Origin of the sequence: Amycolatopsis oliviviridis (assembly GCF_014654365.1) — a bacterium.
Taxonomy (GTDB): Bacteria; Actinomycetota; Actinomycetes; order Mycobacteriales; family Pseudonocardiaceae; genus Amycolatopsis; species Amycolatopsis oliviviridis.
Genome location: NZ_BNAY01000003.1, coordinates 559,306 through 584,331 on the forward strand (window position 1 = coordinate 559,306; position 25,026 = coordinate 584,331).

24 protein-coding genes are annotated in these 25,026 nt (G+C 68.0%); 11 read left to right on the forward strand and 13 right to left on the reverse strand.

Going from position 1 to position 25,026, the window contains the following annotated elements; translation table 11 throughout:
• Positions 1-24 precede the first annotated feature (24 nt).
• Both IE302_RS15740 and IE302_RS15745 read left to right on the forward strand, forming a co-directional pair.
• Complete coding sequence (locus IE302_RS15740; protein ID WP_191255250.1) at positions 25-3,729, forward strand: multifunctional oxoglutarate decarboxylase/oxoglutarate dehydrogenase thiamine pyrophosphate-binding subunit/dihydrolipoyllysine-residue succinyltransferase subunit; 3,705 nt, start codon at positions 25-27, stop codon at positions 3,727-3,729.
• Positions 3,730-3,856: 127 nt separating this feature from the next.
• A complete protein-coding gene (locus tag IE302_RS15745) occupies positions 3,857-4,645 on the forward strand; it encodes an SMP-30/gluconolactonase/LRE family protein (RefSeq protein WP_191255251.1) in 789 nt (262 codons plus the stop codon).
• Here the strand turns inward: IE302_RS15745 and IE302_RS15750 are convergent.
• On the reverse strand, positions 4,642-5,361 hold the full coding sequence (locus IE302_RS15750; protein WP_191255252.1) for a hypothetical protein: 720 nt from the start codon (positions 5,359-5,361) through the stop codon (positions 4,642-4,644). The two genes, IE302_RS15745 and IE302_RS15750, sit on opposite strands and share 4 nt — an antisense overlap.
• A 255-nt stretch (positions 5,362-5,616) precedes the next feature.
• Positions 5,617-7,179, reverse strand: a complete 1,563-nt coding sequence (locus tag IE302_RS15755) for a S8 family peptidase (RefSeq protein ID WP_191255253.1) — start codon at positions 7,177-7,179, stop codon at positions 5,617-5,619.
• A 391-nt stretch (positions 7,180-7,570) separates the two neighbouring features.
• Here IE302_RS15755 and IE302_RS15760 point away from each other — a divergent pair, with 391 nt between their 5' ends.
• Complete coding sequence (locus IE302_RS15760) at positions 7,571-8,086, forward strand: GNAT family N-acetyltransferase (protein WP_191255254.1); 516 nt, start codon at positions 7,571-7,573, stop codon at positions 8,084-8,086.
• A gap of 75 nt (positions 8,087-8,161) precedes the next feature.
• Here IE302_RS15760 and IE302_RS15765 read toward each other — a convergent pair whose 3' ends face one another.
• The 4 genes from IE302_RS15765 to IE302_RS15780 are packed head-to-tail and all read right to left on the reverse strand — an operon-like array spanning position 8,162 to position 11,524.
• Positions 8,162-9,070 (reverse strand): ABC transporter substrate-binding protein, encoded by a 909-nt coding sequence (locus IE302_RS15765; RefSeq protein ID WP_191255255.1) that lies wholly within the window; start codon positions 9,068-9,070, stop codon positions 8,162-8,164.
• Positions 9,067-9,756: an ABC transporter permease gene (locus tag IE302_RS15770; RefSeq protein ID WP_191255256.1), complete on the reverse strand. Its 690-nt coding sequence runs from the start codon at positions 9,754-9,756 to the stop codon at positions 9,067-9,069. The genes IE302_RS15765 and IE302_RS15770 overlap by 4 nt, the downstream gene beginning before the upstream one ends.
• Positions 9,753-10,436: an ABC transporter permease gene (locus tag IE302_RS15775; RefSeq protein ID WP_191255257.1), complete on the reverse strand. Its 684-nt coding sequence runs from the start codon at positions 10,434-10,436 to the stop codon at positions 9,753-9,755. Before IE302_RS15775 ends, IE302_RS15770 begins: the two co-directional genes overlap by 4 nt.
• On the reverse strand, positions 10,436-11,524 hold the full coding sequence (locus tag IE302_RS15780; RefSeq protein WP_191255258.1) for an ABC transporter ATP-binding protein: 1,089 nt from the start codon (positions 11,522-11,524) through the stop codon (positions 10,436-10,438). The genes IE302_RS15775 and IE302_RS15780 overlap by 1 nt, the downstream gene beginning before the upstream one ends.
• Before the next feature lie 91 nt (positions 11,525-11,615).
• Between IE302_RS15780 and IE302_RS15785 the strand changes: the two genes are divergently transcribed.
• Positions 11,616-13,019, forward strand: a complete 1,404-nt coding sequence (locus tag IE302_RS15785) for a bis-aminopropyl spermidine synthase family protein (protein WP_191255259.1) — start codon at positions 11,616-11,618, stop codon at positions 13,017-13,019.
• 96 nt (positions 13,020-13,115) lie between these two features.
• On the opposite strand, the gene IE302_RS15790 is transcribed toward IE302_RS15785, so the two are convergent.
• Positions 13,116-14,291, reverse strand: coding sequence for an NAD(P)-dependent malic enzyme (locus tag IE302_RS15790; protein ID WP_191255260.1), 1,176 nt, complete (start codon positions 14,289-14,291; stop codon positions 13,116-13,118).
• A 384-nt stretch (positions 14,292-14,675) separates the two neighbouring features.
• On the opposite strand from IE302_RS15790, the gene IE302_RS15795 reads away from it, so the two are divergent.
• The gene (locus IE302_RS15795; protein ID WP_191255261.1) at positions 14,676-15,281 is read left to right on the forward strand and encodes a dTDP-4-dehydrorhamnose 3,5-epimerase family protein; all 606 of its coding nucleotides are present in this window, start codon (positions 14,676-14,678) and stop codon (positions 15,279-15,281) included.
• Between the two features lies 1 nt (position 15,282).
• On the opposite strand, the gene IE302_RS15800 is transcribed toward IE302_RS15795, so the two are convergent.
• Positions 15,283-16,890 (reverse strand): GMC oxidoreductase, encoded by a 1,608-nt coding sequence (locus IE302_RS15800; protein WP_191255262.1) that lies wholly within the window; start codon positions 16,888-16,890, stop codon positions 15,283-15,285.
• Between the two features lie 168 nt (positions 16,891-17,058).
• Between IE302_RS15800 and IE302_RS15805 the strand changes: the two genes are divergently transcribed.
• Positions 17,059-17,736 (forward strand): hypothetical protein, encoded by a 678-nt coding sequence (locus IE302_RS15805; protein WP_191255263.1) that lies wholly within the window; start codon positions 17,059-17,061, stop codon positions 17,734-17,736.
• A gap of 83 nt (positions 17,737-17,819) precedes the next feature.
• Here the strand turns inward: IE302_RS15805 and IE302_RS15810 are convergent, their stop codons facing one another.
• A complete protein-coding gene (locus IE302_RS15810) occupies positions 17,820-18,290 on the reverse strand; it encodes a hotdog fold domain-containing protein (RefSeq protein WP_191255264.1) in 471 nt (156 codons plus the stop codon).
• Positions 18,291-18,352: 62 nt separating this feature from the next.
• Between IE302_RS15810 and IE302_RS15815 the strand changes: the two genes are divergently transcribed.
• Entirely contained in the window at positions 18,353-18,946 is a 594-nt protein-coding gene (locus tag IE302_RS15815; RefSeq protein ID WP_191255265.1) for an acid phosphatase, read from the forward strand.
• 3 nt (positions 18,947-18,949) lie between these two features.
• Positions 18,950-19,432: a GNAT family N-acetyltransferase gene (locus IE302_RS15820; RefSeq protein WP_034305165.1), complete on the forward strand. Its 483-nt coding sequence runs from the start codon at positions 18,950-18,952 to the stop codon at positions 19,430-19,432.
• Between the two features lie 130 nt (positions 19,433-19,562).
• Here the strand turns inward: IE302_RS15820 and IE302_RS15825 are convergent, their stop codons facing one another.
• Positions 19,563-20,066 (reverse strand): hypothetical protein, encoded by a 504-nt coding sequence (locus tag IE302_RS15825; protein WP_229907782.1) that lies wholly within the window; start codon positions 20,064-20,066, stop codon positions 19,563-19,565.
• A gap of 287 nt (positions 20,067-20,353) precedes the next feature.
• Here IE302_RS15825 and IE302_RS15830 point away from each other — a divergent pair, with 287 nt between their 5' ends.
• On the forward strand, positions 20,354-21,280 hold the full coding sequence (locus tag IE302_RS15830) for a diacylglycerol/lipid kinase family protein (RefSeq protein WP_191255267.1): 927 nt from the start codon (positions 20,354-20,356) through the stop codon (positions 21,278-21,280).
• Between the two features lie 273 nt (positions 21,281-21,553).
• Entirely contained in the window at positions 21,554-21,808 is a 255-nt protein-coding gene (locus tag IE302_RS15835) for a WhiB family transcriptional regulator (protein WP_007028999.1), read from the forward strand.
• Between the two features lie 317 nt (positions 21,809-22,125).
• On the opposite strand, the gene IE302_RS15840 is transcribed toward IE302_RS15835, so the two are convergent.
• On the reverse strand, positions 22,126-23,649 hold the full coding sequence (locus IE302_RS15840) for a sensor histidine kinase (RefSeq protein ID WP_191255268.1): 1,524 nt from the start codon (positions 23,647-23,649) through the stop codon (positions 22,126-22,128).
• Between the two features lie 106 nt (positions 23,650-23,755).
• On the opposite strand from IE302_RS15840, the gene IE302_RS43255 reads away from it, so the two are divergent.
• Positions 23,756-23,830: a 50S ribosomal protein bL37 gene (locus IE302_RS43255; protein ID WP_369299112.1), complete on the forward strand. Its 75-nt coding sequence runs from the start codon at positions 23,756-23,758 to the stop codon at positions 23,828-23,830.
• Positions 23,831-23,898: 68 nt separating this feature from the next.
• Here IE302_RS43255 and rsrA read toward each other — a convergent pair whose 3' ends face one another.
• Both rsrA and IE302_RS15850 read right to left on the reverse strand, forming a co-directional pair.
• Positions 23,899-24,222, reverse strand: coding sequence for a mycothiol system anti-sigma-R factor (gene rsrA / locus IE302_RS15845; protein WP_191255269.1), 324 nt, complete (start codon positions 24,220-24,222; stop codon positions 23,899-23,901).
• A complete protein-coding gene (locus IE302_RS15850) occupies positions 24,219-24,857 on the reverse strand; it encodes a sigma-70 family RNA polymerase sigma factor (RefSeq protein ID WP_026466946.1) in 639 nt (212 codons plus the stop codon). The genes rsrA and IE302_RS15850 overlap by 4 nt, the downstream gene beginning before the upstream one ends.
• Positions 24,858-25,026 lie beyond the last annotated feature (169 nt).

Genomic DNA, 25,026 nt, shown 5'->3' on the forward strand with positions numbered 1-25,026 from the left:
GACGGATAGAGGCGAGTCCAAGCCGTGTCCAGCAGCAGCCCTGCGTCACAATTCGGCCCCAACGAGTGGCTTGTCGAGGAAATGTACGACCAGTTCCTCGCCGACCCCACCTCAGTCGATGCCGCCTGGCACGACTTCTTCGCGGACTTCAAGCCAACGCAGGACGCGAAGGCCAAGGCTGACGGCGCACGTCAGACGTCCACGGAGACGGCCAAGGACGGCGCGGGCACCAACGGCCAGGCCGCGAAGCCTGCCCCGAAGACCGAGCCCACCGCGAAGCAGACCGCCCCGGCGAAGCCCGCCCCGAAGGCAGCGGCCAAGCCCGCTCCGAAGGCGGCGGCGCCCAAGGTCGCCGAGAAGGCCCCCGCCAAGCCCGCCGAGAAGGACGCCGAGCCGGAGTCGAAGCAGCTCCGCGGCGCCGCGGCGGCGATCGCGAAGAACATGGACGCCTCGCTGTCCGTGCCGACGGCCACGAGTGTGCGCGCCGTCCCGGCGAAGCTGATGGCCGACAACCGCATCGTCATCAACAACCACCTCAAGCGCACGCGCGGCGGCAAGATCTCCTTCACGCACCTCATCGGTTACGCGATGGTCCGGGCGCTGAAGAACTTCCCGAACATGAACCGGCACTACCAGCTGATCGACGGGAAGCCGTTCGCGATCACGCCGGAGCACGTGAACTTCGGTCTCGCGATCGACATGAAGGGCAAGGAAGGCGCCCGCACGCTCGTCGTGGCCTCCATCAAGGCCACCGAGAACATGACCTTCATGCAGTTCTGGCAGGCCTACGAGGAGATCGTCAAGAAGGCCCGCAACGGCAAGCTGACGGCCGACGACTTCTCCGGCACCACGATCTCGCTGACCAACCCCGGCGGCATCGGCACCAACCACTCGGTGCCGCGGCTGCAGGCCGGTCAGGGCGCGATCATCGGCGTCGGCGCCATGCAGTACCCGGCGCACTTCGAGGGCACCAGCGAGAAGGCCCTGGTCGACCTCGGCGTGTCGAAGATCATGACGCTGACCTCGACGTACGACCACCGCATCATCCAGGGCGCGGAGTCGGGCGAGTTCCTCAAGCGCATCCACGAGCTGCTGCTCGGCGAGGACGGCTTCTACGACGACGTCTTCACCAGCCTGCGCCTGCCGTACGAGCCGATCCGCTGGGTCGCCGACATCCCGGACGGCCCGGTCGACAAGACCGCGCGCGTGATCGAGCTGATCGACGCCTTCCGCATGCGCGGTCACCTGATGGCCGACACCGACCCGCTGAACTACCGGCAGCGCAGCCACGCCGACCTCGACGTCCTCTCCCACGGCCTGACCCTGTGGGACCTGGACCGCGAGTTCCCGGTCGGCGGCTTCGCCGGCCAGGAACGCATGAAGCTGCGCGACATCCTCGGCGTGCTGCGCAACTCCTACTGCCGCACCGTCGGCATCGAGTACACGCACATCCTCGACCCCGAGGAGCGCCGCTGGATCCAGGACCGCGTCGAGATCCCGCACGAGAAGCCGGACCCCGCCGTCCAGAAGTACGTGCTCTCGAAGCTCAACGCCGCCGAGGCGTTCGAGACCTTCCTGCAGACCAAGTACGTCGGCCAGAAGCGGTTCTCCCTCGAAGGCGGCGAGACCGCGATCCCGCTGCTGGACACGCTGCTGGACAAGGCCGCCGAGCACGAGCTCGACGAGGTCGTCATCGGCATGCCGCACCGCGGCCGCCTGAACGTGCTCGCGAACATCGTCGGCAAGCCGATCGCGCAGATCTTCCAGGAGTTCGAGGGCAACCTCGACCCGGGCCAGGCGCACGGTTCCGGTGACGTGAAGTACCACCTCGGCGCCGAGGGCAAGTACTTCCGCATGTTCGGCGACGGCGAGACCAAGGTGTCGCTGACCGCGAACCCGTCGCACCTGGAGACCGTCGACCCGGTCCTCGAGGGCATCGTCCGCGCGAAGCAGGACATCCTCGACAAGGGTGGCGAGGGCTTCACCGTCCTCCCGGTCCTGATGCACGGCGACGCGGCCTTCGCGGGCCAGGGTGTCGTGGCCGAGACCCTGAACCTGGCGCTGCTGCGCGGTTACCGCACCGGCGGCACCGTGCACGTCATCGTCAACAACCAGGTCGGCTTCACCACCGCGCCCGAGCACTCGCGGTCGAGCCAGTACGCCACCGACGTCGCGAAGATGATCGGCTCGCCGATCTTCCACGTGAACGGCGACGACCCCGAGGCCGCGCACTGGGTGGCCAAGCTGGCCGTCGACTACCGCCAGGCGTTCCACAAGGACGTCGTGATCGACCTGATCTGCTACCGCCGCCGCGGCCACAACGAGGGCGACGACCCCTCGATGACCCAGCCGGCGATGTACGACATCATCGACACGAAGCGTTCGGTCCGGAAGACCTACACCGAATCGCTGATCGGCCGCGGCGACATCTCCGTCGAAGAGGCCGAGGCCGCGTTGCGCGACTTCTCCAGCCAGCTGGAGCACGTGTTCAACGAGGTCCGCGAGCTGGAGAAGCACCCGGCGAAGGCCAGCCCCTCGGTCGAAGAGGAGCAGCAGGTCCCCGCCAAGGTGCCCACCGCGACCACCTCCGAGACCATCGAGCACATCGGCGACGCTTTCCTCAACGTGCCCGAGGGCTTCACCCCGCACCCGCGGGTCAAGCCGGTCATGGAGCGCCGCCACAAGATGTCCCGCGAAGGCGGCATCGACTGGGCCTTCGGTGAACTGCTCGCCTTCGGTTCGCTGGCCATGGAAGGCCGCCTGGTGCGGCTGTCCGGCCAGGACTCCCGCCGCGGCACCTTCACCCAGCGCCACTCGGTGCTGATCGACCGCAAGACCGGCCAGGAGTACTCGCCGCTGGCGAGCCTGGCCGAAAACCAGGGCCGTGTGATGATCTACGACTCGGCGCTGTCCGAGTACGCGGCGGTCGGCTTCGAATACGGCTACTCCGTGGCCAACTCCGAAGCGCTGGTCATGTGGGAAGCGCAGTTCGGTGACTTCGTCAACGGCGCGCAGACCGTCATCGACGAGTACATCTCCTCCGGCGAGGCCAAGTGGGGCCAGCTCTCCGACGTCGTGCTGCTGCTGCCGCACGGCCACGAAGGCCAGGGCCCGGACCACACCTCCGGCCGCATCGAGCGCTTCCTCTCGCTGTGCGCGGAGGGCTCGATGACCGTCTCGGTGCCGTCGACCCCGGCGAACTACTTCCACCTGCTCCGCCGCCACGCGCTCGACGGAGTCAACCGCCCGCTGGTGGTCTTCACCCCCAAGTCGATGCTGCGCAACAAGGCCGCGACCTCGCAGGTCGAGGACTTCACCGGCCAGACGAAGTTCATGTCGGTCATCGACGACGCCGTCGTCGACCCGGCGAAGGTGCGCAAGGTCCTGCTGACCTCCGGCAAGCTCTACTGGGAGCTGGTGGCCGAGCGGACCAAGCGCGAGGCGAACGACGTCGCGATCGTGCGGGTCGAGCAGTACTACCCGCTGCCGAAGAAGAAGCTGCTGGCGGCGCTCGAGCGCTACAACGGCGCTCCCGCGGTCTGGGTCCAGGAGGAGCCGGAGAACCAGGGTGCGTGGCCGTTCTTCGGCCTCAACCTGCCGCGGAAGCTGCCGGAGGTGTTCTCCAGCTTGGACGTCGTTTCGCGCCGTCCGATGGCGGCCCCGTCGGCCGGTTCGTCCAAGGTGCACGAGGTCGAGCAGAAGGCGCTGATCGCGCGGGCCTTCGACTGATCGCCTGAGAAGTACGTGAAGGCCCCCTTCATTGCGCTAGACGCAGTGAAGGGGGCCTTCACGTACTTGGGGTGTCGAAAACGGCGGAGCCCGTTCGTGTAGGGGTCAAACGACCGAAGGAGACACCATGAACACCCTGCTCGACGGCCTCAAGCTCCCCGAATCCGCCCGCTGGCACGACGGCCGGCTCTGGCTGGCGAACTGGGGCGTCGGCGAGATCCTCGCCGTCACCCCCGGTGGCGAGAGTGAAGTCATCGCGACCGTGCCGAACGCGATGCCACTGACGTTCGACTGGCTTCCCGACGGCCGCCTGCTCATCGTCGACGGCCCGAACGCCAACCTGCTCAACGCGGACCTGAGCGTCTACGCGGACCTCGGCCCGGTCGCCGCCTTCTGCAACGAGGTCGTGACGGACGGCAGCGGGAACGCCTTCGTCAACGGCTCGCACGACCTCCAGGCACCCGGTGTCCTCGCCGTCGTCACCCCCGATGGCGAGGTCCGCGAGGTCGCCGAAGGCATCCTGTTCGGCAACGGCATGGCCGTCACCCCGGACGACAAGACGCTGATCGTCGCCGAGTCGTACGGAAACCGCCTCACCGCGTTCGACATCGCTGACGACGGTTCGCTGTCCGGCAGGCGGGTGTGGGCGGACCTCGGCGGCGATCACCCCGACGGCATCTCCCTCGATGCCGAGGGCGCCGTCTGGTACGCGGACGTGGCGGCCAAGCACTGCGTCCGCGTCCGCGAAGGAGGCGAGGTGCTGCAGAAGGTCGAGGCCGACCGAGGCTGCTTCTCCTGCACGATCGGCGGCGAGGACGGGCGTGAGCTCTACGTCCTCGCCGCCGAATGGCACGGCTGGGAGAACCCGTTCGGCGACGGGCCGACCGGGCAGGTCCAGGTCGAGAAGCTCGCCTAACCGATCGCCTCGGAGGTCGCCTTGGCGACCTTCAAGGCGTTCTCCTTGCACAGCTTCTGATCGATGGGCTTGGTCGGCTCGGCACCGCTCACGATGATCTGCGCTTCGACGTTGCCTTGGTAGAGCTTGATCGAGCACTGCCCTTCGGACCGGATGTTGTTGTAGCCGGCCTTGGTCGCCTTCGCGAGCGTAGGGATCACTTCCCCGCCGTCACTCATGGCGTTGTCGTAGCCCGCCTTCGCCCAGTCCTCACCGGAGCCCGTGCCCGGCTCCTTCGACTTCGCCAGGTACATGGTCACCAAAGCCGACGGAGCACCGTACTCACGCCAGGAGCACGAGGAGGACGTGTAGATGATGTCGTTGTTCGAGGTGCTCGCCGGTTCCTCGCCCTTCGGCGTTTCGAGCGGCGGCAGGTTCCGCACCCCGTTGCCGATCTTCTCGCATCCGGGCATCGACGTGTACTTGTCCGGCGGGCCGGTCTTCTTGGACGACGTCGGCGCCGCGGACGAGGACGAACCGGAGTCGTCGGACAGCACCAGGAAGGCCGCGACGCCGCCACCGCCGAGCAGGACCACGGCGCCGAGCACCAGCCCGATGACGAGCCCGGTGTTCGACTTCTTGGGCGGCGGACCGTACCCGGGTGGCGGGTAACCCGGGTAGCCCTGCGGTGGGTATGGCGGCTGAGGGCCCTGCTGGTAGGGCGGTCCGGGCTGCATACGCAGAGGGTAGAGCCCTTCGGCGGTCCTCAGTGGACGAACGCCCCGATTGGGCGCGAGTCACACCGTGGCCCCCGCCCCCGCCGGCTAGGCCTGCAGGTGATCTTGCATCCCAGCACCCACAGATTCCGGGTCACAGCCTGGCGAATGACGAACTTTTGACAAAGACACAGGTCCACTTAGTCTATTATGGACACACGGAAAGGCCCCCTTCCCAGCAGGAGGAAGGGGGCCTTCACGTACTCCAGGGGTGGATCAGACGGTCAGCGACCAGCTGTTGAGCGAGCCGGTGTCGACCCGGTACACGTCCTGCACCTTGAGCTTCCAGGCGCCGTTCGCGGCCTCGGCCGCGGCGTTGACGGTGTACGTGGTGTTGATGTTGTCGGACGAGTCGTTGCTCGAACCCTTCAGGCGGTACGAGGTGCCGTCCGGCGCGACCAGGTCGATGACCAGGTCACCGACGTAGGTGTGCGTGATGTTCACCGCGACCTTGGTGGTGCCCGAAGCGTTGCGGGCGCAGTTCGCGACGGTGATCGTGCTGGTCACCGCGGCACCGGCGTCGGGGATGGCGACGACGCCGCTGTTGGTCTGCGTGCCGCAGGGCGTCGGCTCGGGGCCGGGGCCACCGGAGCCGGTGTTCAGCAGCACGTTCGGCGAACCGGTGCCCGGGTTGGTCACCTTGCCCTTGACGCCGGCGTTGACCAGCGCGTCACGGACCTGAGCGGGCGTGGCCGACGGGTTGGCGGAGGCGTAGAGAGCCGCCGCGCCGACGACGTGCGGGGTCGCCATCGAGGTGCCGCTGATGGTGTTGGTGCCGTTGTTCAGCCAGGTCGACGTGATGCCGCTGCCCGGCGCGAAGATGTCGAGGCAGGTGCCGATGTTGGAGAAGTCGGACTTGGCGTCGGTGTTGGTGGTCGAGCCGACGGTGATCGCCTCGGGCGTGCGGGCCGGGGAGGTGTTGCACGCGTTCTGGCCGTAGTCGTTACCGGCCGCGACACCGTAGGTGATGCCCGCCGCGATCGACCGCTGGACGGCCTGGTCGAGGGTCGCCGAGGCGCCGCCACCGAGGCTCATGTTCGCGACGGCCGGCTTGACGGCGTTCGCGGTCACCCAGTCGACACCGGCGATGACGCCGGCGGTCGTCCCGGAACCGGAGCAGTTCAGCACGCGGACGGCGACGAGCTTGACACCCTTGGCCAGACCGTGCGCGGTACCGCCGATGGTGCCGGCGACGTGCGTGCCGTGACCCTGGCAGTCCGTGGCGTCGTTGTCGTTGTCGACGGTGTCCCGGCCGTGGGTCGCGCGCCCGCCGAAGTCGGGGTGCGTGGTGAGGATGCCGGTGTCGACGACGTACGCGGTGACGTTCGACGCCGTGGTGCTGTAGCTGTACTTCTGGTCCAGCGGAAGGCTCTGCTGGTCGACCCGGTCCAGGCCCCAGGACGGCGGGTTCAGTTGATCCGTCGAGATCGAGACGGTCTGGTTCTGCTCGACGTAGGCGACGGCGGGGTCGGCGGCGACGCGCTTCGCCTGCTTTTCGGTCAGCGCGCCGGAGAAGCCGCGAACCGACGACGCGAAGGTCTTCTCGACCGTGCCGCCGTGGCGGTTCGTCACACTCTTCGCGGTGGCCTCGACCGACGAGCCGTCCTTCAGCACGACGATGTAGCTGTCCTTGATCGCCTTCGCGCTGCCCGCGTTGACGATCGAGCCCTCCGCCGCCGACGCGACAGTGGTGCCGCCGAGCGCGGTCAGCACGGCGACGGCCGCCGTGACACCGAACACCGGCAGTCGTCTCTTCAAGGATCCCAGGGAATTGTTCAAGATATTCCTCCCAGGCAGGGTCGACCCACGGGCATGAATCGCCCGCCGGATCGTTGGGGTGAATCAGAGGTGAAGCGCGTTCACTGAGGAGCGCAGGCTGAGACTAAGTCGCGTTTTCACCCCAAGGAAGACCTTGCATTACGGACATCCGGGTAGTAATGGGCATCACATCGACGCAGCTCGGGCACCGTTCAGCCCCCGCCTTTAGTCGCGTTTAGCGCCCGTACGGCCCACGAAGAATGGGGAATCCGCACATCCAGTGGTCGCTTTCCGGCCCGCCGATCGTTTCAGCGGCGTGAAAGTACACACGGATGGCCGCCTACTAAAGTCGTGACCGGCCCGAGCGGAAATCGATTTCCATCCTACCTTCGGATGGAGCACACTCGGGCGCATGCTGCTCCGACAGGAAACCCCGGCCGACCGCGAGGCGATCCACGCCGTACATCTGGCCGCGTTCGCGAAACACAGTGTCCCGGTGGTCGAGGCGAAACTCGTCGACGAACTGCGCGCGGACGGCGATCTGATCGGCGCACTGTCCATCGTGGCCGAACGCGACGGGAAGATCGCCGGGCATGTCTGCTGCAGCCCGTCCCGGCTCGGCACCGACGAGAAGTCGACGGTCGGCCTCGGCCCGCTCGGCGTCCTGCCCGAGTATCACGCCGCCGGCATCGGCTCCGCGCTCATGCACGCCGTGCTCGGCGCGGCGGACGCGCTCGGCTACGGCGCCGTGGTCCTGCTGGGCGACCCGAAATATTACTCTCGCTTCGGCTTCGTCCTCGCCGCACAGCACGGGATCACGCCGCCGGTCGCGGAATGGACGACGGCTTTCCAGGTCCGCACCCTGAGCGCGTATACCCCGGAACTCCGGGGCGAGTTCCGCTATTCCCCCGCCTTCGACCGCCTCTGACCCTTTCCGCGTTTCGTCCTCTGGATGCGGTGGTTGCGCGTGCAACCACCGCATCCAGAGGACGAATTGCGTGGGTCAGGCGGGCGCGAGGAGGTTGTTCCGGCGCAGGAACTCCTCGGCGACGTCGAGCGGGTTGCGCTTTTCCTCGCTGAACTGGACGTTCAGCTCGGTGAGCTGATCGGTCGTGAGCGCCGCCGAAACCCGGTTCAGCGCGTCGGCTTCCTTCAGCGAAAGCGTCCCCTTCGCGACGAGCGGGACGATGTTCTGCGCGGGGAACATGTTCTTGTCGTCCACCAGCGGCACGAACCCGTTCGCGGCGATCGAGGACGACGTGCTGAACAGGTCGGCGACCTGGACGTCGCCGGACTTCAGCGCGGCGACGGTGACCGGGCCGCCGGTGTCGGTCGTGCGGATCTCGGCGAATTCGCAGCCGTAGAGCGTCTTGATCTTGTCCTTCCAGCGACTGCTCCACTGGCCGGGACCGCCGAACACGAACTCCTTGCAGCGCTTGCCGAGATCGGAGAAGGTCTTGATCCCGGAATCGGCGAGTTCCTTGCGCACCACCAGAAGATCCTTGTCCTCCGCGGGCGCCTGTTCGAGCACCTCGAACCCGGACGGCAACTTCTGCTTCAGCTGCGCGTAGACGTCCTGCGGAGTGGTGGCCTGGGTGTCCTTGTCGAAGTAGCGCAGCAGGTTCCCGCTGTAGTCCGGTACCACCGAAAGCGATTTGTCCTGCAGTGCCTTGACGACGACCTCGCGGCTGCCGACCGGCGGGCGCACGGTCACGTTCTCCGCGCCCGCGTTGCGCAGCGCGCCCGCGTAGATCTGGGCCAGCAGAAGGCTTTCCCCGACGTCGGACGCGCCGATGATGATGTCGCCGGTCGCGCCGCCCTCGGCACCGCCGGCCAGCGGGTTGCCGCAGCCCGCCGACAGCACAGCCAGCAACGCGATCCCGGCGAACAGCGCCGCCACCGTCCGCCTCATACCTTCGCCTTCTTCCCGCTCGCGGCCTGCGCCAGCCGAACCCCCTTGGGCACCAGCAGCCGCTGGACGCCCGCCAGGGCCAGATCCAGCACGACCGCGAGCAACGTCGTCAGGAGCGCGCCCGCGACCACCTGGGGATAGTCCAAAATGGCCAGTCCGTCGAGCAGGAACCGGCCGAGTCCGCCGAGCCCGACGTAGGCCGCCACGGCCGCCGTCGCGACCAGCTGCAGCACCGAGTTCCGCACCCCGCCGAGCACCAGCGGCAGCGAGATCGGCACCTCGACCTTCCACAACCGTTGCCAGCCGGTCATCCCGATGCCCTGCGCCGCGTCGACCACGCCGTGATCGGTCGCCTGCAGGCCCGCGTACGTCCCGGCGAGGATCGGCGGGATGGCGAGCACCACGAGCCCGATGATCGTCGAGATCTCGCTTTCGGTGAAGAGCAGGAACAGGAAGGTCACCAGGCCCAGCGTCGGCAGCGCGCGGATCGCGTTGCCACCGCTCACCAGCAGCACCGCGCCGCGGCCGGTGTGCCCGACGTAGAGCCCGAGCGGGATCGCGATGATCAGCGCGAAGACCAGCGCCAGCGCCGTGTAGCCGAGATGCTGCAGCAGCCGGGCCGGGATGCCGTCCGTGCCCTGCCAATGGGCCGGGTCGCCGAACCAGTTCAGGACGTCGCCGATCATTTCGCCCCCGCCGTTGTCGCCACCCGGTCCCAGGGTGTGAGGAGATTGCGGAGCTGGACCAGCACCAGGTCGACGATCAGCGCGAGCAGCAGGGTCGCGACGATCCCGACGACGATCGGCGAGAAGTACTCGCGCTGGAAACCGTCGGTGAACAGCACGCCGAGCCCGCCCGTGCCGATCAGCGCGCCGACGCTGACCAGGCTGATGTTGCTGACCGACGCCACCCGGACGCCCGCCGCGAGCACCGGCACCGAAAGCGGCAGCTCCACGGTGAGGAAGCGGCGCGCGGGTTTGTAGCCGACCGCCGTGGCCGCGGCGACGACGTGCGGCGGGACCGCGTCGAGCGCGTCCAGCACCGGGCGCACCAGCAGGGCGGCGGTGTAGACGGTGAGCGCGACGATCACGTTGACGCTGTCGAGGATCTTCGAGCCGATGATGCCCGGGATCACCACGAACAACGCCAGCGACGGGATCGTGTACAGCAGGTTCGACACCACCAGCAGCACGGACCGCGCCGGGCCGAACCGGTGGCCGAGCCAGCCCGCCAGCACCGCGATCACCAGGCCCAGCACCAGCGGGGCCAGCGAGAGATAGATGTGGTCGAGCAGGTCGCCGAAGAACTGCGAGCGGTTGTTGGCACTGCCCAGGTAGCGGCCGAGCTCCGCGAAGAAGTCCCCCATCAGGAACTCAGCGACGGCGCTTCGATCACCTCGAGGACTTGCTGGGCTCTGACCACCCCGAGGACCTTCTGGTCGGCGTCGACCACGACCCCGAGGCTCGCGGGCGACGACAACGCCGCGTCGAGCGCGCCGCGGATCGGCGATCCCTGGACGTACAGCGATCCGCCCGCGACGAGATCGGTCTCGGCCAGCTCACCGTCCACAGTGGATCCGGGGCGCAGCCAGCCGCGCGGCTGTCCTTCGGCGTTGACCGCGACCAGCCACTCGTCGGACGGCCCGGGGACCGGCTTGCCGACCTCGACCCGCTTCACCTCTTCGACGACGATCCCCTCCGCCGAAAGGAAGGAGAGGCCGCGGTAGCCGCGGTCCTTGCCCACGAACGACGCGACGAAGTCGTCGACGGGATGACGCAGCACCTCCGACGGCGTGCCGTACTGCGCGAGCACACCGCCGACGCGGAGCACCGCGATCTTGTCGCCGAGCCGCACGGCCTCGTCGATGTCGTGGGTGACGAACACGATCGTCTTCCCCAGCTGTGACTGCAGGCGCAGCAGCTCGTCCTGCAACTCCTCGCGGACGATCGGGTCGACGGCGGAGAACGGCTCGTCCATCAGTAGCACGGGCGAATCCGCCGCCAGCGCCCTGGCGACACCGACGCGCTGCTGCTGGCCGCCGGAAAGCTGTGCGGGGTACCGCTTGCCGAGTTCCGCGGGCAGGCCGACGGTTTCGAGCAGTTCGGCCGCGCGCTTGCGTGCTTTGCCCTTGTCCCAGCCCGACAGCAGCGGCACGGTGGCGACGTTGTCCAGGACTGTCCTGTGTGGAAAGAGGCCGGCGTGCTGGATGACGTAGCCGATGCCGCGGCGCAACAGCGCCGGGTCCCCGTCGCTGACGTCCTTGCCGTCGAGCAGGACGGCGCCCGAGGTCGGTTCGACCATGCGGTTGATCATCCGCAGCGACGTGGTCTTACCGCAGCCGGACGGCCCGACGAAGACGGTGATGGTGCCGTCCTCCACGGTGAGGTTCAGGTCGTCGACCGCGACCGTCCCGTCCGGATACCGCTTGGTCACGCCACGGAACTCGATAGTCACGTGTCTCTCCCCATGTCTGGTCGAAAAACCGTAGCCCACATCGGCCCTGTTGGCACGGTGTCTCAGGGATCGGTTCACTAGGCTGCGGGCTGTGAGTTCCTCCGTCGATGACGTCCTCGCGGCGCACGGTGTCCACGTGCGACCGCTCCATCAGGTGATTTCCCTGCTCCGGGCGGATTGGCGGGACCTCGGCGAACTGGTCCGGCTCAGTACCGCGCCCCGCCGGAGTGTCGAAGACGTCCTGAACGCGCTCGGCGACGACCTCGAACGGAACGAGTCCCGCTTGCGGCTGGCTCCCGCGGCCCGTGAGAAGTACGCGCGCTTCGAGACCCCGGACCGGAAAACCGACCCCGACCTGCTGAAGACCATCACCAGCTACGTCGAGAACGTGCCCGCTCCGCTGGCCGCGCTCGACCACGTGCAGGCGACGCCGGAGACCGTGCTCGACCGGGCGCTGTGGCTGGACCAGCGGTACGACCTCGACACCGCGAAACTGCTGTTCCTGGGCGACCACGACCTCACCTCGCTGGCCGTACGCGCATTGCGGCCCGGCGCGGACCTCACCGTCGTCGACCTCGACGATCGCGTGCTGGCCTACATCGACGAACTCAGCGAGCGGTCCATCCGGACCCTGCACACGGATCTGCGCGTCGGGCTGCCACCCTCGGTGACCGGCCGGATGGACCTCGTGTTCAGTGATCCGCCTTACACCCCCGAAGGAATGGGCCTGTTCGCCGCACGCGGGGTCCAGGCGCTCGCCGAACCCTCGGACGGGCGGCTGCTGCTCGCTTACGGGTACAGCCCGCGCCATCCCGCCTTGGGCGCGCAGGTGCAGCGGGCGCTCGCGACACTCGGGCTGACCTTCGAAGCGATCCTGCCGGACTTCAACCGCTACTTCGGCGCGCAGGCGATCGGGAGCGCGGCGGACCTCTACGTCTGCCAGCCGACCGCGAAGTCGAAGAAGAACCGCGGTGGCAAGGGGAAGGCCGCGATCTACACGCACGGCCCGCAGTCGGTGGAATCCGCGGGCGGAGCCAAGCCCTCACTGCTGGACAAGCTGCACGAAATCGCCACCGAGGGCGGGCTGGCGCTGGAGTCGCGGCCGGTCGACTGGTCCGTTTCCGGACCGGAAGGCGACGCGGTCGCCATGGACCTCTCGGCCGACCCCGGCCCGTGGCTGCTGCGGACCCTGCTGGGCACCAACGCGCGACGGCTGGCGCTGCTGGTCCCGAACTCGCATCCCGACCTGACGAACGCCGAGGCGCAGGGCGCGCTCAACCGGCTGATCGGGGCGAAGTACAAACTGCGGCTGCTGCGGAGCACCCCGGACAACCGGCACGCCGTCGTCGTCGCGGACGCCGTCGAACATCAGGAAGAACTGCTGACCCGGGCGCACGCGCGGCTGGCGAACGTCTCGCTGGACGTGCCCGCGGACCTGACGGACGCGCGGTTGATCGACCTGCCGCGGCACCGGCTGACGGAACTGCTCGGCTGAGGCTCACAACCCCCGCGCGCAATGAAAGGCCCCTTCATCGCAAATTTTGCGATGAAGGGGCCTTTCATAGCACTTGAGCGAGCGTGAAAGGGACCGTCACACCACGCCGTCGGCCTCAGCGGCCTTCGCGACCGCGGCGGCCACCTCAGGCGCGACCCGCGGGTCCAGCGGGCTCGGCACGATACGGTCCGGCCCCAGGTCGTCCTGCGCGACCGCGAAGATCGCCTCGGCCGCGGCCAGCTTCATGTTCTCCGTGATCGCCCGCGCGCCGGAGTCCAGCGCGCCGCGGAAGACACCGGGGAACGCCAGCACGTTGTTGATCTGGTTCGGGAAGTCGCTGCGCCCGGTCGCCACGATCTTGGCGTACCGCGACGCCACGGCCGGGTGCACTTCCGGGTCCGGGTTGGACAGCGCGAACACGATCGCGTCGTCGGCCATCCCGGCCAGCAGGGACTCGTCGATGGTCGCCCCGGACAGGCCGAGGAAGACGTCGGCGCCCTTGAGGGCCTCGCCGAGGCCGCCCCGCAGACCGGCCGCGTTCGTGGTCTCTGCGAGCTTCTGCTTGATCGGGTTCAGGCCCTCGCGCCCGGCGTGGATGATGCCGCGCGAGTCGAGCACGGTGACGTCCGCGACGCCGGCGTTCTGCAGGATCCTGGCGCAGGCCACCCCCGCCGCGCCCGCTCCCGAGACGACCACGCGCTGACCGGCGATGTCCTTGCCGAGGACCTGGTTCGCCCCGCGCAGCGCGGCCAGCGTGACGATCGCCGTGCCGTGCTGGTCGTCGTGCATGACCGGGCAGTCGAGGACCTCCTTGAGGCGGTCCTCCAGCTCGAAGCAGCGCGGCGCCGAGATGTCCTCCAGGTTCACCGCGCCGAACGACGGGCGCAGCCGGACCAGGGTCTCGATGATCTCGTCGACGTCGGTGGTGTCGAGCACCAGCGGGATGGAGTCGAGCCCGCCGAAGGTCTTGAACAGGACCGACTTGCCTTCCATGACCGGCAGCGAGGCGCTCGCGCCGATGTCACCGAGACCGAGCACCGCCGTACCGTCGCTGACCACCACGACCAGCCTGTCCGCCCACGTGTACCGCTTCGCCTTGGCCGCGTCCTCGGCGATGGCCCGGCTCACCTTCGCCACCCCGGGCGTGTACGCGACCGAGAGGTCACGGGGTGAGGAGATCGGGCGCGTCGCGGCCACGGAGAGCTTGCCGCCCTCGTGCCCCTCGAAGATCTCGGTGTCGGTCACTGGCGTGGTCATCGTGGTTCCCGTCATTGCTTCTGCCGTGTCTAAGGACGGCGAAGTCTCGATTCGAGCGAAGGTCATGGGATTCTCCTGGGACTGCGAGCGGGGGAACTGGCCGGTGAACAGGCCAAATGGGCATGGCCCGGCCACCTGGGGTAACTCGTCCTCCGACACGGCAGCCCAGCGCGGTAGCGCCGGCTGTCGGCGAAGCGTCCAATCGGCCATCGGTGCCGTGGGTGTGGCGACGGCCGCGGACGCAGCGGTCAGATCATTGTGACAGGCATGCGGACCAGTGTGCCCCTCTGGTGCGGTTCATGTCACAAAGGGGTCGGGCTTTCCGCAGCTCAAGAGAGGTTTCGCAAGACGTCCGTCCGGCTTGGGAACACGGCGAAGGCGCTGACTAGCATGGGTGGCATGCAAGCCAGGCGCCTCAGCATCGCGGACTGTTTCGAATTCACCCCGCGCGTTTTCCCCGACCACCGCGGCCTGTTCGTGGCGCCGTTCCAGGAAGAGGCCTTCGTCGAAGCGGTCGGGCACCGGCTTCGCCTGGCGCAGACCAACACCAGTGTTTCCCGGCGCGGCTCCGTCCGCGGCCTGCACTTCGCGGACACCCCGCCCGGACAGGCCAAATACGTGTACTGCCCGAGCGGTTCGCTGCTGGACGTCATCGTCGATCTCCGGGTCGGCTCGCCCACTTTCGGGGAATGGACGTCCGTGCTGCTCGACAGCACCGAGTACAAATCGGTCTACATCGCCGAAGGCCTCGGCCACGCTTTCATGGCGCTCGAAGACGACACGGTCATGACCTACCTCTGCTCCGAGCCGTACAACCCGGCGGCCGAGCACGCCGTCAACCCGATGGACACCGACCTCGCGCTCCCGTGGCCGCAGGACATCGAACCCATTGTGTCCGAAAAGGACACTGCCGCGCCCTACCTGAAAGAGGCCCTGGAGCAGGGAACGCTGCCGCGGTACGACGAATGTGTGGCGTACTACGAGAAGTTGCGGGCCGAGGGCTGAATCAGCGCCGTACGTCCTCGCGCAGCACCTGTTCCACGTTCCGCTCCGCCAGCGCGGTGATCGTCACGAAGGGGTTCACCCCGGTACTGCCCGGGATCAAAGAGCCGTCGGTGACGTAGAGGTTCCGATACCCCTTCACCCGGCCGTACAGGTCGGTGGCCTTGCCCAGCACCAAACCGCCCAGCGGGTGATAGGTGAACCGGTTCTCGAACGACCGCGTGTCCCCGAACAGGTCACTCCGGTAGATCGTGCGATTCGCCCGGTTGACCTTGTCGAACAACGACTTCGCCGCGTCGATCGACGGCTTCCCCTGCGAAGCGCGCCACTGGAGCCGTGCGGAGTCGCTCGCGGCGTCGTAGGTGAAGTGGCCGCGTTCGGGGTTCTTCGTGATCGCCAGGTACAGGCTCAGCCAGGTCTCGATCCCGGCGGGCACCGGCGCGACCTCGGCGAAGACCGGGTTCACCGGGTCGTCCCACGCGTCGATGCCGAGTGCGGGCATCCCCGATTGCAGTGATCCGCAGACGTTCCAGGCGTGGTTCGCGCGGCCCAGCATCACGTTGCCGTTGGTGCCCCAGCCGCGGCCGACCTCGTCGCCGAGTTCGGGCAGCGTCCCGGTTTCCCGTGCCCGCACGAGCAGTTCCGTCGAACCGAGGCTGCCGGCGCCGAGGAACAGGTACTTCGCGCCGAGCTGTTTCCTCGCCACGACCGCGCCGTCTTCCGAGGTCTCGTGCACGGTGAGGACATAGGTGCCGTCGGTCTGCCGGGTGATCCCGCGGACCTGGTGCAGCGTTTTGATGGTGACGTTGCCGGTGCCCAGCGCGGCCGCGAGGTAGGTCTTGTCGAGGGAACGCTTGCCGTGGTTGTTGCCGTAGATGACCTCCGACGCGAGCGCCGACCGCGGGACCGTGCCCGCTTCCTCCCGCTTCATGTACTCGAAGTCGTAGACGCTGGGCACGAACACGGTCTTGAGCCCGGCTCGCGCCGCCGCCTTCCGGGAAACCCGCGCGTAGCGATAGGACCGGCAGGTTTCGAACCAGCCCTGGTCGATGTCGTTCACGCCGAGCGCCTGGTTGGCGCGAGGAAAGTACGTCCCGTACATCTCGTCCGCGTCGACGTCGGGGAGTATCTCCTCGAAGTACGACCGCTTCGGCGTCACGGCCATCGCGCCGTTGACCAGCGATCCGCCGCCGACGCCGCGTCCGACGTAGACGGACATGTCGCCGTGGTCCACCCGGTCGAGGACACCCGGGTACCGCTCGACGTCCCGGTTGGCCACGTCCAGCCAGAGGAACGACGCGAGCGGGGCCTGCGTGCGGTCCTTGAACCACGCGGCCCGCCGATCCGGGCGGAGCATGTCGCAGAAGACCTTGCCGTCCGGCCCGGGGTCGGCCCACAGCTTGCCCATTTCGAGCATGACGGTGGGGATCCCGGCTTCACCGAGGCGGAGCGCGGTGACCGCGGCGCCGTAACCGGTGCCGACGACCACCGCCGTCGAGAAGCCCGGGGCCGCTTCTTCGGCCTCCGCGGTGGAAATCGTGGTGAGCCCGAGGGCGGCGGCGGAGTTGAGCGCGGTGAACCCGAGGAAGGTGCGGCGCGACAGTGGGGACATGGGCCGATGATCGCCCGCCGTTCACGCCGCCTTCAAGACCGAATCCGAAATGGATTCGCGTCAGCTGGGTAAACACCGTTTATTTTCACTCGAACGGGGTTATCTCCGGGACCCCCTGGGGGTCTTCCCCGATGTGATCGAGACCGCGGCAGACCACTCTTCCGAGTCATGAGACGTCTTCTCGCAGCGGCCGCGGCCGCGCTCTCCGCAGCCGCCCTCGTCCTCCTCCCCGGCCACGCCTCCGCGGCGTCGTCCCCCGTGCCCGAGTTCGACTTCTCCGCCTGCCCCGCCCCGCCCGCCGGCGCCGACCCCAGCACCTGGCGTTGCGAAGCCTTTGTCTCCCAAGGAGTTCTCACCGTCGGCGACCGCGAGATCCAGCTCGGGGAGATCCGGCTGACGTTCTCCGAGGGCAAAGTGGACGGGAAGTTCGCGCAGGTCTTCGGCGAAATGCGGCACGCACCCGCCCGGATCCAGGACGGTTTCGGCGCGAGCATGCAGCTGGAATACGGCGGCTACTCGGACTTCCTGTCGAACGACGAGCGTCGCGGGGAGCTGGACCTCTACGCGGTTCTACGGCATCCCTTGCTGCCCAAGGGATGCACGATCGGCACGCCGGACGCCCCGCTCCACTCGGTGATCAAGGACGATCCCGCGGTTCCCTTCGAGATGATCTCCCAAAACCCGAAGACGGTGAAGTTCGGCGTCGTCGACTCACAGCTCTCCCTGCCGCGAACGACCGGCTGCGGCCCGCTGGCGCGAGTGGCCGACCGGTTGCTCGGACTGCCGTCGGCGAGCGGGCGGAACACCTTCAAGCAGGTGACCTACGTCCAGTTCAAGCCCCTCTGACCATCGCATTTCGTCCTCTGAATGCGGTAGTTGCGCACGCAAGGACCGCATTCAGAGGACGAAATGCATGAAGGACCGGCGCTCTACTTCTTCTTGGTGACCCAAATGGTGATGGTCGCGGTCACGACGGGCTTCCCGTTCGTGTCCGTGATCGTCACCGGCACGAGCAGTTCGAAACCCTCGTCGCCGAATTCCGGCAACTCCGGCAGTTCCGCGACCGCGCGCAGGCTCGTTTCGGCCTTGGCCACGTACTCGACCGTCATCCCCTTGGGCAGCCAGCGATGGGTCGCCGGGACGGTCGCCTCGGCGAGCATGCCCATGGCGATCTCGGCGAGGTTGCATGCCGCGATCGCGTGAAAAGTCTTGATGTGGTTGTAAACACCCCACCACTTCGGGGAGGTCACCTCGCACCGGCCGGGCCCCAGTTCGCGCACCGACGGGAGCACCGTCCGGAAGTACGGCACACGCAGGCACATCGCCGCCGAGAACAGCTGTTTGCCGACCGGCTTCCCGGCCAGCCGGTTCCACATCGCGTAGGTCGGATTCTGCGCCATCACGGTCTCCTCATCATGTTACTCATCAGTAGCATAACCGGACCGCAGGCTATATTCGCAACGTGGCTCATCGGCTCTTCCTTCTCCGGCACGGTCAGACCGAGTGGTCCGTCAACGGACGGCACACCGGACGCACCGACATCCCGCTCACCGCGGCGGGCGAAGGGCAGGCCCGCTCGGCGGGCGGGACCCTGCGCGCGGTGCTCGGCGGCAACCCGGCGCTCGTCCTTTCCAGCCCCCGCACCCGCGCGCTGCGGACGGCCGAGCTGGCCGGTCTGCGCGTCGACGAGGTCACCGAAGAGCTGGCCGAATGGGATTACGGCGACTACGAGGGCATCACCACCCCGGTGATCCGCGAGACCGTTCCCGGTTGGACGGTCTGGTCGCATCCGATCCCCGGCGGCGAAAGCGCCGACGACGTCAACGCCCGCGCGGACAAGCTGATCGACCGCGTCCGCGAACCGCTCGGCAAGGGTGACGTGATCCTCGTCGGCCACGGGCACTTCAGCCGCGTCCTGGTCGCGCGGTGGATCGGCCTGCCGTCGACGGCGGGCGTCCACTTCGGACTCGACCCGGCCGGCGTCGCGGTGCTCGGCGACGAACGCGGCGAGCCGCAGATCGAACACCTCAACCTGCTCCCCACCACAGAGGACTGACCAGTGCCCGACGACCGCATCCGGCGAATCCGCGAAGAAGACGTGGACGCCGTCGTCCAGCTCGTCTACGACCTCGCCGAGTTCGAACGCGCCCCGGACGAATGCCACCTCACCCCCGAGCAGCTGCGCGTCGCCCTGTTCGGCGAAGCGCCGGGGCTGTTCGGGCACGTCGCCGAGGTCGACGGCGAGATCGTGGGCTACGCGCTCTGGTTCCTCAACTTCTCCACGTGGCGCGGCGTGCACGGCATCTACCTGGAAGACCTCTACGTCCGCCCCGAGCAGCGCGGCTCAGGCCTCGGCAAGGCGCTCCTGGCCACCCTGGCGGCCGTCTGCGTCGAGCGCGGTTACGCCCGTCTCGAATGGTCGGTGCTCAACTGGAACCCGGCGCAGGGTTTCTACAAGTCACTCGGCGCGGTGCCGATGGACGAATGGACCGTGGACAGGCTCACCGACGAGCCCCTGAAGGCGCTCGCGGCTCAGGTCTAGCCAAGGCGTGACTCGCGTGATCAGACACGTAACTCGCGTGTCTGGAGGCCGCACTCGAAGGTACGGCCTCGATCACGCGAGTTACGTCCCCAATCACGCGAAATCCGCCTCTGATCACGCGAGTGCGGCGTCAGGAGTCGCGTTCCTCGCGCTCACGGCGCGCCGCACGACCGGCGGCGCCGTCGCGTTCGGCGGCCTCTTCCTCGGTCTCGCCTTCCCGCATTCCGAGCGCCCACGCGCGCGACGGGCGGCGGAACAGCAGCACGAGGACGGCGATGCCGATCAGGCCCAGCGGCACGCCCCACAACGGCTGCCCGGACGGGCCCGCGCCGTACCAGCCGACCCCGACCAGGATCAGCGCGACGACGACACCGGGCGACCTCGCCCAGGTCTTCCCCATCACCAGCCCGGCCGCGCAGGCCACCGTCCCGGCGGCGAGAACGAGGTAATAGGCGACCTCGGCCAGCAGATTCTCCGGTCCGGCCTGGCCGTTGACCAGGAGCAGGACCGCGAACACGATCAGGGCGAGCCCCGGCAGCGCGGTGATCGCCCCGGCGATGCGGACTTCACGGGGCGCGGGCGAGAGCTTGTCGGCGATGGACACGGCGAAACAGCCTTCCAGGCTTCCGGACACGGCGCTCCACCAGGGCGGGTCACCGTACGTGAGCACTTTCGATCGTATGCCACCCGGTCGGCCGGTTTCCCCTGACCGCCGGATGGGAAGAATTGGCGGTAGTAGTCGTCGATGAGCGGGCGGTCGGCCCGGGTGCACTTGTCACGACGGAGCTGTCATTCACCGGCAGTGAAGGAGGGACGCCCGCCACAGGGGCCATACGGTGCTGCCTCGAGGACGTCGCGCGGCTGAGCTTCGCGTCACGTGAAGCTCCCACCTTCGAGCCGAAGTCACTTACCCTGCGGTATGTGCGTGCCATCCTCGTCGTGAATCCCCAGGCCACCTCGACCACCGCCGGTGGCCGTGACGTGCTGGCGCACGCACTGGCCAGCCAGGTCAAACTCGACGTGGTGGAGACCGACTACCGCGGCCACGCGATGGCCGTGTCGCGGTCCGCCGCCCGTGACGGGATCGACCTGGTCGTCGCCCACGGCGGCGACGGCACGGTCAACGAGGTGGTCAACGGCCTGCTCGCGGACGCCGACGGCGATCCGGCGAAGGTCGGCGACGTCCCCATGCTCGGTGTCGTGCCGGGCGGCTCGGCGAACGTCTTCGCCCGCGCGCTGGGCATCGCGCACGATCCGGTGGAAGCGACCCATCAGCTCCTCAACGCCATCGAGAACGACCGGAGCCGCAAAGTCGGCCTCGGGATCGCCGACGGGCATTGGTTCACCTTCAACGCCGGCCTGGGCTGGGACGCCGACGTCGTCGGCCGGGTGGCCAAGCGACGGGGCAAGCAGACCACCGCGGGGCTCTACATGAGGGCCGCGGTGGCGTCGCATCTACGGCCTCCGCTCGGCCGTCCGCCCCTCACCGTCAGGATCCCGGGTGAAGAGCCCACCGAAGTGCTGACCGCTTTCGTGTCGAACACCGATCCGTGGAGTTACCTGGGGGACCGTCCGGTCCACCTGAACCCGGGCAGCTCGTTCGACACCGGACTGGGCCTTTTCGCGTTGAGCGGTCTGCGATTGCCCACCGTGTTCAAGCATGTACGGCAGGCATTGCTCACGAAGAGCGACCAACGCGGACGACGTCTCCTTCGTCACGATGACCTTCCGATGATCCGCATCGACGCTGCTGAACCGGTAAACTTCCAGGTGGACGGCGACCTCGTCGGCCAGCGGAAGAGAGTGGAGTTCTTCAGCGTCCCGGAAGCACTGACGGTAATCGTCTGACGACCGGACCGCTGATCGCCTGCGGCAAAGTACGACCTGCCGCTCATCGACGCAGAACCTCCGCTCACCGCATCGGCCTTCCCTTCGGATGGCCGTTTCGGAACGAAACCGCAGGTCAGAAGCGTCGCTCGGCCGGGTGAGCTGACTCACCGATCTTCAGAAAACCCTTGTCGAAACGGGTGCTTCGTGAAAGCATTCACAAGCACCCAAAAAAACGACCGCCATGACGACTATGGCGCGGAGTACCGCGCCGTTATGAAGGAGCTCAGAAACATGGACTGGCGCCACGACGCGGCCTGCCGAGACGAGGACCCCGAGCTGTTCTTCCCGGTGGGAACCAGCGGTCCTGCTCTGTCGCAGGTAGCGCAGGCGAAGGCCGTGTGCCACCGCTGCACCGTCGCTTCCGACTGCTTGGCCTGGGCATTGGCCAGCGGGCAGGACGCAGGCGTGTGGGGCGGGATGAGCGAGGACGAGCGACGGGCCCTGAAGCGCCGTCGTACGCACATCGGCACGCGTACCTCCGCCTGAGTTTTTCAAGACTCAGCACGCTTCATCGCATCACCTAAAACTCAGCAAGACCCCAAGCTTCGGGTAATCCCGCGGCGCAGTGGCTGTATGGCCCTGCGTTGCGAGGTGACACCTACCCGACTTGAGCTTAACAAGCGAGGCCGACACGCCCTCACGGGGGTATGGCTTCCCGGGACTTTTTCAAGTCCTCCCGCGGCATCGTTAAAGGGCCGGCGCCATCTTTCTCTTCGGGCGCCGGCCCTAAAACGTGTCCGGGTGGGACTGTCCCTTGAGGACGATCAAACGGGACAGTCCACTCCAGACCCGCGACACGGAATTCACAGCCGCCGTGACAACGGGATCCGCAAGGCCGCTTCGGTTCCCGCCCGGCGGCCGCCGGTTTCCTCGGACTCCCCGCGCAGGCCGCGGATCGACAGCGAGCCGCGCAGTTCCGACTCCACCAGGGTCCGCACGATCTGCAGCCCCAGGCCGTCGCTGCGTTCGAGGGAGAATCCCGAAGGCAGCCCGCGCCCGTTGTCGCGGATGACGATGTCGAGCCGGCGGGCCGACCGTTCCACCACGAGTTCGACCTTGCCCGGCCGTCCGTCGGGGAACGCGTGCTCGATGGCGTTCTGGACCAGTTCGGCCAGCACCATCACCAACGGCGTCGCGATCTCGGCGACGACGACGCCGAACGAGCCCGTGCGGGAAAGCCCGACCTGTGACTCCGCCGTCGCGACCTCGCCGACCATCGGGAGGACGTTGTCGAGCAGCTTGTCGAGATCGACCCGCTCGTCCACCGAGATCGACAGCGCCTCGTGCACCATCGCGATCGACGACACCCGGCGCACGGACTCGCCGAGCGCGAGCCGTGCCTCCTCGCTGGAGGTCCGGCGTGACTGGAGCCGCAGCAGCGCGGCGACCGTCTGCAGGTTGTTCTTCACCCGGTGATGGATCTCGCGGATGGTCGCGTCCTTCGACAGGAGGGCGCGGTCACGGCGCTTCACCTCGGTGACGTCACGCACCAGCACCAGCGCGCCGGCGGCCTGCCCGGCGGGACGCAGCGGAAGCGCACGGAACAGCACGACGGCGCCGCGGCGGGAATCCGCCTCCGTGCGGCTGCTGGGCTTGCCGTCGAGCGCCTCGATGATCCGGTGCGAAACCTCGGTCGCGTCGAACGGGTCACGGATGAGCGACCTGGTCAGCGGCGCGAGACGCTGCCCGACGAGGTCGGATTCGTGCCCCATCCGGTGATAGGCCGACAACCCGTTCGGGCTGGCGAAGACCACCGTGCCGGTCGGGTCGAGGCGGATCAGGCCGTCGCCGACCCGCGGGCTGGTGTGCGTGTCCGTCTGGTTCCCCGGACTCGGGAAGGTGCCGTCGACGATCATCTGGCACAGGTCGCCCGCGCTGCCGAGGTAGGCGATTTCGAGCGGGCTCGGCACCCGGGAGGCCGCCAGGTTGGTCTCGCGGCTGAGGACGGCGATCACCGTGCCGGCGAACACCACCGGGATGGCTTCGCGGCGCATCGGCAGGTCGCGGTACCAATGCGGGTCTTCTTCCCGGCAGATCCGCACCTCGCGGCTCGCCTTGGCCAGCTGCGGGTGCTCGTCCTCGGTGAACCGGGTGCCGACGACGTCCTCCGGATGGGCTGTCGGCGCCGTCGTCGGGCGGGCGTGCGCGACACAGACGTAGTCGCCGCCTTCGGGCTGCAGCTCCCGGGAGACGGCGACCCAGAGCAGGAAGTCGGCGAAGGACAGGTCGGCCAGCAGCTGCCATTCGGCGACCACGGTCTGGAGGTGGTCCGCGGCTTCCCCGGACAGGCCGGTGTTCTCCGCGAGCAGATCGGAAAGGGTGGACACGTCCCCATCCAAGCAGGGTGGAGGCCTCATGACACACTGGAGAGGTTGACCCTGGCCCAGCGGTGTCGTATCACCCCGCGAGGGCCACTCGGACGAGGAGTGAAACATGTCGAAGCGCGCCCGCAAGCGTCGCGACCGTAAGAAGAACGGCGCGAACCACGGCAAGAAGCCCAACTCCTGATCATCGATCAGACAGCGAAGGCCCCCGCACCGATCCGGTACGGGGGCCTTCGTGTGTCCAGGGCCGGGCTATTCGAAGGTCTGCTCGATCTTGACCTCGGTGCGCTCGATCGTGATCGCGCCCTTGGTCTGCACGGTCTGGCGGATCGAGGCCCGCAGCCGGGACTTGAGGTCGTCCGGCGCGTGGTCACCACCGCACTTCCGGGCGAGCAGCTGCTTGATGTGCTCGTCGATGCCGTATTCCTCGAGGCATGGCGGGCAGTCCTCGATGTGCTTGCGCAGGGCGGCGTCACGCTCGGCGCTGCACTCCTTGTCGAGGAGCAAGTAGATGTCGGCGAGGGCTTCCTCGCACCTGACCTTGTCGTCCGCGCCGGAGCAGTAGTCCTCGGTCATCGCCCCGCCACCTCCTGCTGTTTGCCCGCGCGGATGAAGCCGCGTTCGCGGGCGACGTCGGCGAGCAGGTCACGGAGCTGGGCGCGGCCGCGGTGCAGCCGGGACATCACGGTGCCGATGGGCGTGTCCATGATCTCGGCGATCTCCTTGTACGCGAAACCTTCGACATCGGCGAGGTAGACCGCGAGGCGGAACTCCTCGGGCAGCTTCTGCAGCGCTTCCTTGACGTCGGCGTCGGGCAGGTTGTCCATCGCCTCGACCTCGGCCGAGCGCAGCCCGCTGGAGGTGTGACTCTCCGCCTTGGCGATCTGCCAGTCGGTGATCTCCTCGGTCGGCTGCTGCACCGGCTGGCGCTGACGCTTCCGGTAGCCGTTGATGTAGGTGTTCGTGAGGATGCGGTACATCCACGCCTTGAGGTTCGTACCCGCCTTGAAGGACGCGAAGGCCGCGTACGCCTTCAGGTACGTCTCCTGGACGAGGTCCTCCGCGTCGGCGGGATTCCGGGTCATCCGCATGGCGGCCGAGTACAACTGGTCGAGCAGGGGCATCGCGTCCCGCTCGAAGCGCTCGGCCCGCGCGGCCGCCTCTTCGGCGTCCGTGCCCGTGTCCGGCGCGGGATTCTGCGTGCTCGGCAAACCGTTCCCTTCCCGATCGGCGTCGATGCGCTTGTGCGCATGAGACGTCACCGAGTTTACGCGCGGACGGATCACCTGGCCGCCCGGCGTGCGCGGGATCAGGATTCGGGGAGCTTCGAGTGTGGTGGACACGTGCCTTTCAACAGTGCTGCCCGGCCGGGCATTCCCG

Coding starts and splice junctions, on each gene's coding strand:
- IE302_RS15775 (WP_191255257.1), bottom strand. CDS start 10,436: ATGGGGGACTTCTTCGCGGAGCTCGGCCGCTACCTGGGCAGTGCCAAC.
- IE302_RS15770 (WP_191255256.1), bottom strand. CDS start 9,756: ATGATCGGCGACGTCCTGAACTGGTTCGGCGACCCGGCCCATTGGCAG.
- IE302_RS15835 (WP_007028999.1), top strand. CDS start 21,554: ATGGACTGGCGCCACGACGCGGCCTGCCGAGACGAGGACCCCGAGCTG.
- IE302_RS15760 (WP_191255254.1), top strand. CDS start 7,571: ATGCTGCTCCGACAGGAAACCCCGGCCGACCGCGAGGCGATCCACGCC.
- IE302_RS15805 (WP_191255263.1), top strand. CDS start 17,059: ATGAGACGTCTTCTCGCAGCGGCCGCGGCCGCGCTCTCCGCAGCCGCC.
- IE302_RS15795 (WP_191255261.1), top strand. CDS start 14,676: ATGCAAGCCAGGCGCCTCAGCATCGCGGACTGTTTCGAATTCACCCCG.
- rsrA (WP_191255269.1), bottom strand. CDS start 24,222: ATGACCGAGGACTACTGCTCCGGCGCGGACGACAAGGTCAGGTGCGAG.
- IE302_RS15765 (WP_191255255.1), bottom strand. CDS start 9,070: ATGAGGCGGACGGTGGCGGCGCTGTTCGCCGGGATCGCGTTGCTGGCT.
- IE302_RS15800 (WP_191255262.1), bottom strand. CDS start 16,890: ATGTCCCCACTGTCGCGCCGCACCTTCCTCGGGTTCACCGCGCTCAAC.
- IE302_RS15745 (WP_191255251.1), top strand. CDS start 3,857: ATGAACACCCTGCTCGACGGCCTCAAGCTCCCCGAATCCGCCCGCTGG.
- IE302_RS15810 (WP_191255264.1), bottom strand. CDS start 18,290: ATGGCGCAGAATCCGACCTACGCGATGTGGAACCGGCTGGCCGGGAAG.
- IE302_RS15750 (WP_191255252.1), bottom strand. CDS start 5,361: ATGCAGCCCGGACCGCCCTACCAGCAGGGCCCTCAGCCGCCATACCCA.
- IE302_RS15790 (WP_191255260.1), bottom strand. CDS start 14,291: ATGACGGGAACCACGATGACCACGCCAGTGACCGACACCGAGATCTTC.